At 63.3% G+C, this 14,336-nt stretch carries 13 protein-coding genes; 12 read left to right on the top strand and 1 reads right to left on the bottom strand.

Annotated features, from left to right (window positions below):
* The 8 genes from BXA07_RS24710 (at position 1) to BXA07_RS31700 (ending at position 7,294) form a co-directional block, all read left to right on the top strand.
* Positions 1 to 693 (top strand): amino acid ABC transporter permease, encoded by a 693-nt coding sequence (locus tag BXA07_RS24710; protein WP_076571829.1) that lies wholly within the window; start codon positions 1 to 3, stop codon positions 691 to 693.
* A gap of 19 nt (positions 694 to 712) precedes the next feature.
* Positions 713 to 1,438 (top strand): amino acid ABC transporter ATP-binding protein, encoded by a 726-nt coding sequence (locus BXA07_RS24715; protein WP_076571831.1) that lies wholly within the window; start codon positions 713 to 715, stop codon positions 1,436 to 1,438.
* A gap of 37 nt (positions 1,439 to 1,475) precedes the next feature.
* Positions 1,476 to 2,924, top strand: coding sequence for an amidohydrolase family protein (locus tag BXA07_RS24720; RefSeq protein ID WP_244556398.1), 1,449 nt, complete (start codon positions 1,476 to 1,478; stop codon positions 2,922 to 2,924).
* 149 nt (positions 2,925 to 3,073) lie between these two features.
* Positions 3,074 to 4,126, top strand: a complete 1,053-nt coding sequence (gene pyrC, locus BXA07_RS24725; RefSeq protein WP_070290804.1) for a dihydroorotase — start codon at positions 3,074 to 3,076, stop codon at positions 4,124 to 4,126.
* Between the two features lie 6 nt (positions 4,127 to 4,132).
* Positions 4,133 to 4,948 (top strand): DUF3025 domain-containing protein, encoded by an 816-nt coding sequence (locus BXA07_RS24730; RefSeq protein ID WP_076571835.1) that lies wholly within the window; start codon positions 4,133 to 4,135, stop codon positions 4,946 to 4,948.
* Positions 4,949 to 4,951: 3 nt separating this feature from the next.
* On the top strand, positions 4,952 to 5,941 hold the full coding sequence (locus tag BXA07_RS24735; RefSeq protein ID WP_076571837.1) for a Gfo/Idh/MocA family protein: 990 nt from the start codon (positions 4,952 to 4,954) through the stop codon (positions 5,939 to 5,941).
* 13 nt (positions 5,942 to 5,954) lie between these two features.
* Positions 5,955 to 7,169, top strand: coding sequence for an MFS transporter (locus BXA07_RS24740; protein WP_083708517.1), 1,215 nt, complete (start codon positions 5,955 to 5,957; stop codon positions 7,167 to 7,169).
* Positions 7,169 to 7,294, top strand: a complete 126-nt coding sequence (locus BXA07_RS31700) for a hypothetical protein (RefSeq protein WP_280175076.1) — start codon at positions 7,169 to 7,171, stop codon at positions 7,292 to 7,294. The genes BXA07_RS24740 and BXA07_RS31700 overlap by 1 nt, the downstream gene beginning before the upstream one ends.
* A gap of 11 nt (positions 7,295 to 7,305) precedes the next feature.
* On the opposite strand, the gene recG is transcribed toward BXA07_RS31700, so the two are convergent.
* Entirely contained in the window at positions 7,306 to 9,408 is a 2,103-nt protein-coding gene (recG, locus tag BXA07_RS24745) for an ATP-dependent DNA helicase RecG (protein ID WP_076571839.1), read from the bottom strand.
* Between the two features lie 178 nt (positions 9,409 to 9,586).
* On the opposite strand from recG, the gene queA reads away from it, so the two are divergent.
* From queA to secD, 4 genes are all read left to right on the top strand, one after another.
* Positions 9,587 to 10,642: a tRNA preQ1(34) S-adenosylmethionine ribosyltransferase-isomerase QueA gene (gene queA, locus BXA07_RS24750; RefSeq protein WP_076571841.1), complete on the top strand. Its 1,056-nt coding sequence runs from the start codon at positions 9,587 to 9,589 to the stop codon at positions 10,640 to 10,642.
* 2 nt (positions 10,643 to 10,644) lie between these two features.
* Entirely contained in the window at positions 10,645 to 11,784 is a 1,140-nt protein-coding gene (tgt, locus tag BXA07_RS24755; RefSeq protein WP_076571843.1) for a tRNA guanosine(34) transglycosylase Tgt, read from the top strand.
* Positions 11,785 to 11,979: 195 nt separating this feature from the next.
* A complete protein-coding gene (gene yajC, locus BXA07_RS24760) occupies positions 11,980 to 12,312 on the top strand; it encodes a preprotein translocase subunit YajC (RefSeq protein ID WP_076571845.1) in 333 nt (110 codons plus the stop codon).
* A gap of 96 nt (positions 12,313 to 12,408) precedes the next feature.
* A complete protein-coding gene (secD, locus tag BXA07_RS24765) occupies positions 12,409 to 14,274 on the top strand; it encodes a protein translocase subunit SecD (RefSeq protein ID WP_076571847.1) in 1,866 nt (621 codons plus the stop codon).
* Positions 14,275 to 14,336 lie beyond the last annotated feature (62 nt).

A 14,336-nucleotide genomic window follows, 5' to 3' on the forward strand; every position in this document is an offset into this window, starting at 1 on the left:
ATGTTCGGCAATTTCGACTTCGATGTCATCTCCCGCTCGTGGGTCTACCTGTTCCAGACCGGCATGGTCTTCACCCTGAAACTGACGGCGCTGGCCATGGTGGGCGGCATCGTGCTGGGCACCGTGCTGGCGCTGATGCGCCTGTCCGGCAACCGCATCATCTCGGGCGTGGCGTCGAGCTACGTCAACCTGATACGCTCGATCCCGCTGGTGCTGGTGATCTTCTGGTTCTACTTCCTGGTGCCGTATATCGCCGCCTGGGTCATCGGCGCCAACGAACCGGTGAAAGTGGGCGCGTTTTCTTCCGCGCTGATCACCTTCATCATGTTCGAGGCGGCCTACTATTGCGAGATCATGCGCAGCGGCATCCAGTCGATCCCGCGCGGCCAGGTGTGGGCGGGCCAGGCGCTGGGCATGAACTACCGGCAGACCATGGGCAACATCGTGTTGCCGCAGGCCTTCCGCAACATGATTCCCGTGCTGCTGACGCAGACCATCGTGCTGTTCCAGGACGTGTCGCTCGTGTACGTGCTGTCGATTCCCGATTTCGTCGGCGCCGCCTCGAAAATCGCGCAGCGCGACGGCCGCCTGGTGGAAATGTACGTGTTTGTCGCCGTCGTGTATTTCGTGCTGTGCTATGCCTTGTCGTTCCTGGTAAAACGCCTGCAGAAACGCGTCGCCATCATTCGCTAACCGTAAAAGAAAGAACAAGATGATTGAACTCAATAACGTCAGCAAATGGTATGGCCAGTTCCAGGTACTGACCGATTGCACCACCAATGTCGCCAAGGGCGACGTGATGGTCATTTGCGGCCCGTCCGGCTCCGGCAAGTCGACCCTGATCAAGACCGTCAACGGCCTGGAACCGATCCAGCAGGGGCAGATCATCGTCGACGGCATCACCGTCAACGACCCGAAGACGAATCTGTCGAAACTGCGCGCGCGCATCGGCATGGTGTTCCAGAATTTCGAGCTGTTCCCGCATCTGTCGATCCGCGAAAACCTGACCATCGGCCAGATCAAGGTGCTCGGCCGCAGTGCCGACGAAGCCAATGCCAAGGGCTTGAAATACCTGGACCGCGTGGGCCTGCTGTCGCAGCAGGACAAGTTTCCGGGCCAGCTGTCGGGCGGCCAGCAGCAGCGCGTGGCGATCGCCCGCGCGCTGTCGATGGACCCGATCGCCATGCTGTTCGACGAGCCCACGTCGGCGCTCGATCCGGAGATGATCAACGAGGTGCTCGACGTGATGGTGGGCCTGGCGCAGGAAGGCATGACGATGATGGTCGTCACGCACGAAATGGGTTTTGCCCGGCGCGTGGCGAACCGCATCGTCTTCATGGACCAGGGCAAGATCATCGAGGATTGCAGCAAGGACGACTTCTTCAACACGACACGCTCGGACCGGGCGCGCGATTTCCTCGCCAAGATCATCCATTAATTTTCCATCACCTTGAAGTTGAGTACGAATGCCTGACATGAAACACATCGCCGGCGCCATGCTGGCGCTGGGCATGCTTGCCCATGCCCACGCGGCCGACAAGATCGCCGTCGACATCGCCCTGCGCGACGCCACCCTGATCGACGTGGCCGGTGGCCTCGCCGTCAAGGGCAAGACCGTGCTGCTCAAGGGCGACAGCATCGTCGCCGTCGTCGATGACGCGCAGTTGCGCAGCTACGCGCCGAAGCGGACCATCCGCCTGCCTGGCAAGTACCTGATGCCGGGTCTGTGGGATACGCACGTGCATTTCGGCGGCGGCCCCGAGCTGATCGACGAGAACAAGCAGCTGCTGCCCCTGTACCTGGCGCACGGCATCACCACGGTGCGCGACTGTTCGGGCGACTTGCCCGACACGGTGCTGGCATGGCGCCGGCAGGTCAATGCGGGCCAGCTGGAAGGTCCGACGATCTTTACCTCCGGCGCCAAGCTCGAAGGCATCAAGCCCCTTTGGAAGGGCACCATCGAAGTGGGCACGCCGCAGGAAGTCACGCGCGCGCTCGATGGCCTGCAGGCGCAGCAAGTGGACTTCGTGAAGATCACGGAAAACACCCTGAAGCCGGAGCTGTACCTGGAAGCGCTGCATCAGGCACGCGAACGGGGCATGCGCACTTCGGGCCATATCCCCGTGCAGCTCACATTGGAGCAGATGGCCGATGCGGGCCTGGGCACGATCGAGCATCAATCATATCTGCTGCGTGCCACCACGCCGCGCGAACAGGAGCTGACGGACAAGGTGGCCGCCGGCGCGATGACGGGCAAGGAAGCCATGCACGCCAGCGTGCAAAGCTACGACGAGCCGACGGCGCGCAAGGCTTTCAGCTACCTGGCCGCGCGCGGCACGGCCATCGTGCCGACCCTGTGGGGCTCGCGCGTGACGGCTTACCTGGACCGCGAAGACCACACGCACGATCCGGCCTTGCAGTACATCGGCAAAGGCTTGCGCGCCACCTACGACTGGCGCGTGCAGCGCGCCGCCAAGGATGGCCCGGAAGCGATCGCCCAGCGCCACGCGCAGTTCGAGCAATCGGCAAAGCTGCTGCCGATTTTGCAGCAGCAGGGCGTGAGCATCATCGCCGGCACCGATGCGGGCTTCTTGAATTCATTCGACTATCCGGGCCAGGCCCTGCACGATGAAATCGGCCTGTACGTGCAATACGGCCTGACGCCGCAGCAAGCCTTGCAGTCGGCCGTCATCAACGGCCCCCGCTTCCTGGGCAAGCTGGACCGTTACGGCAGCGTGGCGGCCGGCAAGGCGGCCGACCTGCTGGTGCTCGACGCGAACCCGCTGCAGGATATCGGCGCCACGCGCCAGATCCGCCTGGTGGTCAGCCGTGGTCACGTGTACGACCGCGCCAAGCTGGACCAGATGCTGGCCGAAATTCGCGCCTGGGTGGCGAAGCAGGAAACGGCGCCGGCCAAGTCCTGATGCTCTTCGTTCTGATGCCACGAGCGGCCGGTTGATACCGGCCGTTTTGCCGTCTGCCGGCCAGCATGCACCGGCTCTTCCGGCCGGCGGGACGGCCCCGCGACTGGTAAAATGGCGCTATTCGCAATGACCGCCTGAGAGCAGCCGCCATGTCCACACTCGATCACACCCCAGATTCCATCACCATCACCCGTCCGGATGACTGGCATTTGCACCTGCGCGACGGCGCCGTCATGGCCAGCGTGCTGCCGCACAGCGCGCGCCAGTTTGGCCGCGCCATCGTCATGCCGAACCTCAAACCCCCCGTCACCACCACGGCCGATGCCAGCGCCTACCGCGAGCGCATTTTGGCCGCCGTGCCGGAAGGCGTGAACTTCGATCCGCTGATGGTGCTGTACCTGACGAACAACACCTCGCCCGACGAAATCCGCCGCGCGCAGGACAGCGGCATCGTGCAAGCCGTGAAACTGTATCCGGCCGGCGCCACGACGAATTCCGACCTGGGCGTGACGGATTTGAAGAATTGCTACAAGGTACTCGAAGTGATGCAGGAAGTGGGCATGCCCTTCCTCGTGCACGGCGAAGTGACGGACCCGGAAATCGACATTTTCGACCGCGAAGCCGTCTTCATCGAGCGCGTGATGCGTCCGCTGCGCAGCGCCTTCCCAGCCCTGTCCGTCGTGTTCGAGCACATCACCACCAAGGATGCGGCGCAGTACGTGGCCGAAGCGGAAGGCCCGATCGCCGCCACCATCACGGCGCACCATCTGCTGTACAACCGCAACGAGATTTTCAAGGGCGGCATCCGCCCCCATTACTACTGCCTGCCCATCCTCAAGCGCGAAGAGCACCGTTTGGCCCTGATGACGGCCGCCGCCAGCGGCGACGAGCGCTTCTTCCTCGGCACCGACTCGGCGCCGCACGCGCAGGGCGCCAAGGAAATGGCTTGCGGCTGCGCCGGTTGCTACACGGCCCTGCACGCGATGGAAATGTATGCGGAAGCGTTCGAACGGGCCGGCGCGCTCGACAAGCTGGAGGCGTTCGCCAGCTTCCACGGCCCGGCCTTCTACGGCGTGCCGCGCAACACGGACACCATCACCTTGCGTCGCGAAAGCTGGACCTTGCCGGCCTCGCTGCCGCTGGGCGACAGCCATGTCATTCCGCTTAACGCGGGCGAGCAGATCAACTGGAAAATGGTCTAGGCGCTCATGCTGCCATCGATAGACTGGACCCGCCCCTGGTTTGCCACGGTGCTGCCGGCGCGACGGCAGCTGGACCTGCAGCGCGAGACGGTGATCGCGGCGCTGAACGGACGGGCGCGGGCGCTGGACTTGCGCAATCCGTCGGGCTTGCCGCTGGCCTTCGTACCGCAAGCGGACCTGCCCGAAGGCATGGCCTACGAAGAGTTCATCGGCGCGACGGGCGGCGTGCCCACGCGCGACAATCTGCACGATTTTTTCAACGCGCTCGTGTGGCTGACTTTCCCGCGCATCAAGCGGCAGTTGAATGCGCTGCAGGCGGCGCAGATTGCCCTGTCCGGCGTGGGTAAATCGCGCGGCCCGGCGCGCGATGGCGCGACGATTTTCGATGAAAATTCTGCCTTGCTGGTGCTGCGCGACAGCGACGCGGGGCGCGCGCTGGAAGCGGCCTTGCGCGGGCACGACTGGCGCAGCGTGTTTATCGCGCAGCGCGAGAAATTTGGCGCGGGCGGCGACGCCGAAGTATGGCTGTTCGGCCATGCGCTGATGGAAAAGCTGGTGGCGCCACGCAAGGCCATCACGGCGCACACGCGCGTGATCTTTGCCGGTGACGCCTATTTCACCCTGGACGATGCGGCACGCCGCGCCTGGCTCGACGAACGGGTGGCGCAAGACCTGGCGCAGCAAGGCCTCACCACGGCCGACTTCACGCCGCTGCCGGTGCTCGGTTTGCCCGGCTGGTGCGAAAACCAGGACGACGATTTTTACAATGACGCGGCGGTGTTCCGCCCGAAACGCAAGGTTGCAGGCGCAGAAAGAGAGTAGAGCATGGAGCATACGGTCCGCTGGGGCATCCTCGGCACAGGCAAGATCGCCCGCGCGATGGCCAATGGCTTGCGCGATGCGCCAGGTGCGCAACTGGCGGCGGTCGCTTCGCGCAGCAGCACCGGCGCGCAAGCCTTCGGCACCGAATTCGGCATCGAACGCTGCCATGGCTCCTATCAGGCGCTGGCTGACGATCCTGGCGTGGACGTGATCTACGTTGCCACGCCGCATACCCTGCATGCGGAAAATGCCCTGATGTGCCTGGCCGCAGGCAAGCACGTCGTGTGCGAAAAGCCGTTCACGATGAACGCGCGCGAAGCGCTGGCCGTGGTTGAGCTGGCGCGCGAGAAAAAGCTGTTTTTGATGGAAGCCATGTGGAGCCGTTTCCTGCCCGCCGTGCAGGAAGCCCAACGCATCATCGCCAGCGGCGAAATCGGCGTGCTGCGGCAGGTGCAGGCCGATATCGGCTTTGTCGCCCATTTTCCGCCCGAGCACCGCATGTTCAATCCGGAACTCGGCGGCGGCGCGCTGCTCGACGTGGGTATCTATCCGCTGTCGATGGCGGCCTTTTTCCTCGGCCCGGTATCGCAGGTGCAGGCGCTGGCCGAGCTGGGCGCCAGCGGCGTCGATGAGCAGGTGGTGTTCTCGCTGCTGCACGCGGGCGGCGGCACCTCGTCCTGCGCCTGCAGCCTGCGCGCGCAAACGCCGACGGAAATGACCATTTCCGGCAGCCTGGGCCGCATCCGTCTGCCCAGCCGTTTTTACAAGCCCGATCACCTGATCGTCGAAGCGATGGATGGCACGCGCCGCGTCGTCGCCGCGCCCTATCTGGGCAATGGCTACGCGCATGAAGCGATCGAAGCGATGCGCTGCATCCGCGCGGGCCTGCTGGAAAGCCCGATCATGCCGCAAGCGGAAAGCGTGGCGCTCATGCATAATCTGGACACCATGCGCGGCCAGATCGGTCTCGTTTACCGTGCCGACCAGGCCTAAGCAGGAATATTCCATGACATTGCACTCATCGCGTCCCAGCCTGAAAACCGTCCTGATCGCCAGCGGCGTCGTCCTGACCCTGGCGATGGGCGTGCGCCACGGTCTGGGCTTCTGGATGCAGCCGATCTCGCAAGCGAATGGCTGGACACGCGAAACCTATTCGCTGGCGCTGGCCATGCAAAACCTGATGTGGGGCGTCTTCGGCCCGTTCGCCGGCATGGCGGCCGACCGATTCGGTACCATGCGCGTCGTCATCGTCGGCGCCATCAGCTACATGGCGGGCCTCGTGTGGATGGCGCTGGTGACGCAGCCCACCCTGTTCATCGTCGGTTCCGGCATCTTCATCGGCCTGGCGCTGGCCTGCACGGCCTTTGGCGCCATCAGCGGCATCATCGGGCGCAGTGCGCCGCCCGAACAGCGCTCATGGGCCTTCGGCATCTCGTCTGCGGCCGGCTCGTTTGGGCAGTTCCTGATGATGCCAGTGGAGCAGCAGCTGATTTCCGCCGTGGGCTGGCAAAATGCCTTTTATGTGCTGGCCGCGCTGGTGCTGCTGGCCATGATCCCGATGGCCTTCTACCTGCGCGAGCCGCCCGTGTCGCACGCCAGCGGTCCGCAGCAAAGCGTCGGCGCCGCCTTCAGCGAAGCAGTTGGTACCCGCTCGTTCTGGCTGCTGCTGGCCGGCTATTTTGTCTGCGGTTTCCAGCTGGTCTTCATCGGCGTGCATTTGCCGGCCTACCTGAAGGACCAGGGCCTGATGAATCCGAATGTCGCCGTCACGGCGCTGGCCCTGATCGGCCTGTTCAACATCGTCGGCTCCTACTATGCGGGCAAACTCGGTGGCAAGATCGCCAAGCGCTACCTGCTGTCGGCCATCTACGTGACGCGCGCCGTGGTCATCACCGCATTCCTGCTGGCGCCATTGTCGGCGTGGTCCGTGTACCTGTTCGCCGCCGCCATGGGCGTGCTGTGGCTGTCGACGGTGCCGCTAACGAACGGCATCATCGCCGGCATCTTCGGCGTCAAGCATCTGTCGATGCTGGCCGGGATGGTGTTTTTTTCGCACCAGGTGGGCAGTTTCCTCGGTGCGTGGCTGGGTGGTTATCTGTACGAGCACCAGGGCAGTTACCACGTCGTGTGGATGATCACCATCGGCCTGGGCTTGCTGGCCGCGCTGATTAACCTGCCTGTCGACGAGCGCGCCATCAAGCGCGTGCCGGTGGCCGCGTAATGGCCAGCTGGCGTACATGGCTGTGGCGCCTTGCCGGCGCCGCGCTGCTGACCATCGTATTCCTGGCCTATCTGCGGCCCGACTTCATGCTCGACCTGGCGAACCGCTTCTGGATGTGCATGTAGCGCCCCGGGCCTTACACTTTCAAAAATTCCTCTTTTCCACCGAGCCAGCGCGCCAGGTGCGCTTCCACGGTGGCGGCGGCGGCCGCCGTGGTAGCGTGCAGCAGGTCGTGCGCCACGTCGCGGGCCTGGTCTACCAACCATTGGTCCGTTTCCAGGTCGGCGAAGCGCAGCATGGCCTGGCCGGACTGGCGCGCGCCAAGAAACTCCCCGGGTCCGCGGATTTCCAGGTCGCGCCGGGCGATTTCAAAACCGTCCGTCGTTTCGCGCATGGTCATCAAACGCTGGCGCGCCACGCCGCCCAAGGGGCCTTGATACAGCAGCAGGCAGACGCTGGCCGCCGAGCCGCGGCCCACGCGGCCGCGCAGCTGGTGCAGCTGCGACAGGCCGAAACGCTCGGCGTGCTCGATCACCATCAGCGAAGCGTTTGGCACGTCGACGCCCACCTCGATGACGGTGGTGGCCACCAGCACGTGGATATGGCCGGCGATGAAAGCGTCCATCACTTCCTGTTTTTCCGCCGGTTTCAGGCGGCCGTGCACGAGGCCCACCTGCAGCGCGGGCAGGGCTTCGGCCAGCATCATGTAGGTGTCGGTGGCCGTCTGCAGCTGCAGCGCTTCCGATTCCTCGATCAGCGGGCAGACCCAGTACACCTGGCGGCCTTCCAGCGCGGCCGCGTAGACGCGGGCGATGACTTCGTCGCGCCGGTTCTGGTCGATGGCGCGCGTGACGATGGGACTGCGCCCGGGCGGCAGCTCGTCGATCACGGACACTTCCAGGTCGGCGTAATACGTCATGGCCAGGGTGCGCGGGATCGGCGTGGCCGACATCATCAGCTGGTGCGGCACGGCCGCGCTGTCGCCCTTGTTGCGCAGGGTCAGGCGCTGGCCCACGCCGAAGCGGTGCTGCTCGTCGACGATCACCAGGCCCAGTTTGGCAAACAGCACGTTGTCCTGGATCAGCGCATGCGTGCCGATCACCAGCTGCGCTTCGCCCGATTCGATCAGGGCCAGCGCCGCCGTCTTTTCCTTTTTCTTCAGGCTGCCCGTCAGCCACGCCACCTTCACGCCCAGCGGTTCCATCCAGGCGGCGATCTTGCGGAAGTGCTGCTCGGCCAGAATCTCCGTGGGCGCCATCAGCGCGGCCTGGTAGCCGCTGTCGATCGCCTGCGTGGCGGACAGCGCCGCCACCACCGTCTTGCCGCTGCCGACGTCGCCCTGCAGCAGGCGCTGCATCGGATACGGCTGGCGCAGGTCGGCGCGGATTTCCTCGAGCACGCGCGCCTGCGCGCCCGTCAGCTTGAAGGGCAGGGCGGCGCCGAAGGCTTCCGAGAGGGTACCGACGACGGGCAGGGAGGCGGCGCCCTTCGAGCGGCGCGCGCGCTGGGCGCGTTTGAGCGACAGCTGCTGCGCCAGCAGCTCATCGAACTTCATGCGCACCCAGGCCGGGTGCGAGCGGTCCATCAGCGCGCTTTCATCGATGTCCTGCGGCGGGTAGTGCAGCAGGTGCACGGCGGCGCGGAACGGCGACAGCTGCATCCCGCGCAGCAGATCATCGGGCAATGTATCCTGCCAGTCGATGCGGCGCATGGCGTCGGCGATCTCGCGGCGCAGCACGTGCTGCGACAGGCCTTCGCCGGACGGATACACGGGCGTCAGGGCCGTGGGCAGCGGCGCGCCCTCGTTGACCACCTTGTACGTCGGGTGCACCATCTCGGCGCCGAAAAAGCCGTGCTTGAGTTCGGCGCGCGCGCGCACCCGCGTGCCTTCTGCCAGCTGCTTGACCTGGCTGCCATAGAAATTCATGAAGCGCAGCAGCAAATTGCCCGTTTCGTCGGCGATTGTCACCAGCAATTGCTTGCGCGGCTTGAAATTGACTTCGCACTTGGTGACGATGCCTTCCACCTGCCACGACTCGCCGCCGCGCAGGCAGGCGTCGCGGATGGTGTAGACCTTGGTTTCATCCTCGTAGCGCATCGGCAGGTGCAGCACCAGGTCCATATCCGTGCGCAAGCCCAGTTTGGCCAGCCGGCTTTCCGTGCTGACCACCTTTTTGACGGCTTTCGGCTTGGCTGCCGGCTTGGCTGTGGGAGGAAGATCGGGCTTGGGTTCGGACATATCGGAGATTTTTGTGCCGCTAGCGTAAAATAGAGGGTTGTCCGGCACACCCTGTGCGTACCGCAGTTGTATATTGCTGCGGCGGATTATTGTAATGCCTGTATAGGCGCACAGTATAGTGCCAGATGTTCCATTGCGCACTCCTAATCATTTTTGACGTACTTTTGAAGCAAAACGCATGTATTCGCTTTCCGATTTCGATTTTAATTTGCCGCAAGAAAACATTGCGCAAACTCCGTTGGCCGAGCGCAGCGCCTCGCGCCTGTTGCATCTGGACGGCGCGACCCTGGTCGACCGCCAGTTCGCCGACATCGTAGGACAGCTAGCCGCTGGCGACCTGCTGGTGATGAACGACACGCGCGTGCTCAAGGCGCGCTTCTTCGGCGTCAAGGAAAGCGGCGGCAAGATCGAGGCGCTGGTCGAGCGCGTGCTGGACGACCGCACTGTGCTGGCCCAGGTGCGCGCGTCGAAGTCGCCGCCGCCCGGTTGCCGCATCCGCCTGGCCGACGCCTTCGACGTCACGGTCGGCCAGCGCGCCGGCGAATTTTTTACTTTGCACTTCGAGGCCGACGTGTTCGAGCTGATCGAGGCGCATGGCCGTTTGCCGCTGCCGCCCTACATCGAGCACGATGCGGACGAATTCGACGAAACGCGCTATCAGACGGTCTTCAACAAGGTGCCGGGTGCCGTCGCCGCGCCGACGGCGGGCCTGCATTTCGACCAGGCCCTGCTCGACCAATTGAAGGCCAAGGGCGTCAACTTTGCCTATGTGACCCTGCACGTGGGCGCCGGCACCTTCCAGCCCGTGCGCACGGAAGTGCTGAGCGAACACAAGATGCATACCGAGTGGTACACCATGCCGCAGGAAACCGTCGACGCCGTGCGCGCCGCGCAGCAGGCCGGGCGCGACGTGGTCGCTGTCGGCACGACCAGCCTGCGCGCGCTGGAGTCGGCCTCGCAAAGCGGCCAGCTGGTGGCGGGCAGCGCCGATACGGCCCTGTTCATCACGCCCGGCTATGCGTTTAAAACGGTGACGCGCCTGATCACCAACTTCCATTTGCCGAAGTCGACCCTGCTGATGCTGGTGTCGGCCTTTGCCGGCTATGAGCCGATCCGCAACGCCTACGCGCATGCGATCGCGCAGAACTACCGTTTCTTCAGCTATGGCGATGCGATGCTGCTCACCACGCAATCGCGCGCCCCGCTGAACCTTGATACCCCCGTGAAAGACTGACCATGCTGGAATTTACATTACTCAAGACCGACACGAGCGGCCTGACCAAGGCACGCCGTGGCACCTTGAAACTCAACCATGGCGTCGTGCAGACGCCGATCTTCATGCCAGTGGGTACTTACGGCTCCGTGAAAGCCATGTCGCCGCTGGAACTGAACGAGATCGACGCGCAGATCATCCTGGGCAACACGTTTCATCTGTGGTTGCGTCCAGGCAACACCGTCATGGAAAAATTCGGCGGTTTGCACGGTTTCATGGGCTGGAACAAGCCGATTTTGACGGATTCGGGCGGTTTTCAGGTGTTTTCGCTGGGCGCCATGCGCAAGATCACGGAAGAGGGCGTGCATTTCAATTCGCCCATCAACGGCGATAAACTGTTCCTCTCGCCGGAAGTGTCGATGCAGGTGCAGCGCGTCTTGAATTCCGACATCGTCATGCAGTTCGACGAATGCACGCCGTACGAAATCGCCGGCCGCCCGGCCACCATCGAGGAAGCGGCCAAGTCCATGCGCATGTCCTTGCGCTGGGCGCAGCGCTCGAAGGACGAGTTCCACCGCGGCGAGAACCCGAATGCGCTGTTCGGCATCGTGCAGGGCGGCATGTTCGAAATGCTGCGCGACGAGTCGCTGGCCAAGCTCGAAGAGATCGATTTCCCCGGCATCGCCATCGGCGGCCTGTCCGTCGGCGAGCCGAAGGAAGACATGATGCGCATGCTGGCCCACGTGGGTCCGCGCCTGCCGGCCAACAAGCCCCATTACCTGATGGGCGTGGGCACGCCGGAAGACCTGGTGGCGGGCGTGTCGAACGGCATCGACATGTTCGATTGCGTCATGCCGACGCGTAACGCCCGCAATGGCTGGCTGTTTACCCGTTTTGGCGACATCAAGATCAAGAATGCCAAGTACAAGGAAGACCAGGCGCCGCTCGACGAAACCTGCAGCTGCTACGCGTGCCGCAACTTCTCGCGCGCCTATCTGCACCATTTGCACCGCTCCAAGGAAATCCTCGGCGCGCGCCTGAACACCATCCACAACCTGCATTACTACCTGGACCTGATGCGCCAGATGCGTGAAGCGCTGGACGAGGACCGTTTCCATGCGTTTACGCTGCAATTCCACGCTGAACGGGCGCGGGGAGCTTAAGAAAAGCTTAGGACAAGACGCGACGCCGCCTTGACCCGAGGATTTCTTGATAGATGCTTGGAGCGGGCGATAAAGCATTGCATAATGCCTTTTTAGCCCCATTTGAAGCTGCCATGCCTGCAATTGGAGGCTTGGCGTATTGTCAATGCTAGAATACAGCGCTATTTTTTCAAACTGATTAGAACTGGAGTCACCGTGTTTTTCATTTCCAACGCTTATGCGCAAGCCCCTGCCGATGCCCTGGGTTTCGGCGGCAACCTGACCAGCTTCCTGCCGCTGGTACTGATGTTCGTGGTCATGTATTTCCTGATGATCCGCCCACAGCAAAAACGCGCCAAAGAACAAAGGGCGATGATGGATGCGCTGACCAAGGGTGACGAAGTCGTCACCGCCGGCGGCATGCTGGGTCGTGTTTCCAAGGTAGTGGACGCTTACGTCACCATCGAAGTCGCGACCGGCACCGAAATCACGGTGCAAAAGAGCGCCATCACCACCCTGCTGCCTAAAGGCACCCTGAAGGCGCTGTAATTCCTCGCCGTCGCTACGCCTGTGGCGACTGACCGGGGCGGCTACCCGCCGCCCCTCGCGACGCCTCCGACGCTCAACACTGAACGCTGAATCAATATGAATCGCTATCCTGCCTGGAAATACATCATCATCGTCGTCGCCTTATTGCTGGGCGCACTCTATACGGCGCCCAATTATTTCGGTGAATCACCGGCGCTGCAAGTAACCAGCGGCAAGTCGACCGTCAAAGTGACGGGCGAACTGATGACGCAAGTCGAGCAAATATTGACGAAAGAGAACGTCAAGTCGGAAGGTGTCACCATGGATGGCGCCGGCAACCTCGCCTCCGTGCGCGTGCGTTTTGCCGATCCCGATACCCAGTTCAAGGCAAAACTGGTGCTGGAAAAAGACTTGAATACGGATGCCAGCGACCCCGCGTACATCGTGACGGTCAATCTGCAAGCCAATACCCCGATGTGGATGCAAAAATTGCATGCCTTGCCCATGTTCCTGGGCCTGGATTTGCGCGGTGGCGTGCACTTCCTGATGCAGGTCGATGCGAAAGCAGTACTGAACAAGAAGGTCCAGGGCGTCCAGTCCGCCGCGCGTAGCGTGCTGCGCGACAAAAATATCCGCCACGCCGGCATCGAGCGCGTGGGCGACAGCGTGCAGATCAACTTCCGCGACGCGGAAACGCGCCTGAAGGCCAAGAATGTGCTGTCCGACCAGATGTCGGAACTGGCTTTCGCCGATGCGGGCGAAGGCAGCGACCTGAAACTGAACATCACCCTGAAACCGGCGGCCCTGAAGGCCACCATCGATGAAGGCGTGAAACAGAATATCTCCACCCTGTCCAAGCGCGTCAACGAGCTGGGCGTGGCCGAGCCGCTGATCCAGCAGCAAGGTCCGGACCGCATCGTGGTGCAACTGCCTGGCGTGCAGGACGTGGCCCGCGCGAAAGCCATCATCGGCCGCACGGCGACCCTGGAAGTGCGCCTGGTCGACGAAACCATCGTGCCCGGCACCGAACTGTCGAGCGCCATTCCGTTCAACTCCGAATTGTTCACCGTCGGCAAGGGCGTGCCTGTCGTGCTGGCGAAAGACGTGATCCTGACGGGCGACTACATTTCCAGCGCCACGGCCAGCTTCGACCAGAACCAGCAAGCGGCCGTGTCGATCGACCTGAACGGCGACGGCGGACGCAAGATGCGCGAAGCGACGCGTGAACGCGTGGGCAAGCGCATGGCCATCGTGCTGTTTGAAAAAGGCAAGCCGGAAGTGCTGTCGGTCGCCACCATCCAGCAGGAACTCGGTTCGCGCTTCCAGATCACCGGCATGGGCGGCGCGGAAAACGCAAATGAACTGGCGCTGCTGCTGCGCTCGGGTGCCCTGTCCGCACCGATGACCGTCATCGAAGAACGCACGATCGGACCGCAACTGGGCGCGGAAAACATCGCCAAGGGCTTCCACTCGACCTTGTACGGTTTCATCGCCATCGCCATCTTCATGATTGCCTACTACATGCTGTTCGGCGCCTTCAGCGTGCTGGCCCTGGCCACCAACCTGTTGTTGCTGGTCGGCTTGCTGTCGATGATCCAGGTGACCTTGACCTTGCCAGGTATCGCCGCTATCGCGCTGGCGCTGGGCATGGCGATTGACGCCAACGTGCTGATCAATGAACGTATCCGCGAAGAGCTGCGTGCCGGCAATACGCCGCAAGCGGCGATCGCTGCCGGCTTCGACCGCGCCTGGGCCACGATTCTGGACTCGAACGTGACCACCCTGATCGTCGGCCTGGCCTTGCTGGCCTTCGGCAGCGGTCCTGTGCGCGGCTTCGCTGTCGTGCATTGCCTGGGCATTCTGACCTCGATGTTCTCCTCCGTGTTCGTGTCGCGCGGCGTGGTCAACCTCTGGTATGGCCGCAAGAAAAAGCTGACGACCTTGTCGATCGGCACGGTGTGGGTGCCGGGCGCCAGCAAATAAGCGACGACCCCGACTTACCGAATAGCGTCAACAGCGATAGCGTCCGGCGGTCCCGCCGCCGG

It is taken from the genome of Janthinobacterium sp. TND4EL3, assembly GCF_900156175.1.
GTDB lineage: Bacteria > Pseudomonadota > Gammaproteobacteria > Burkholderiales > Burkholderiaceae_D > Janthinobacterium.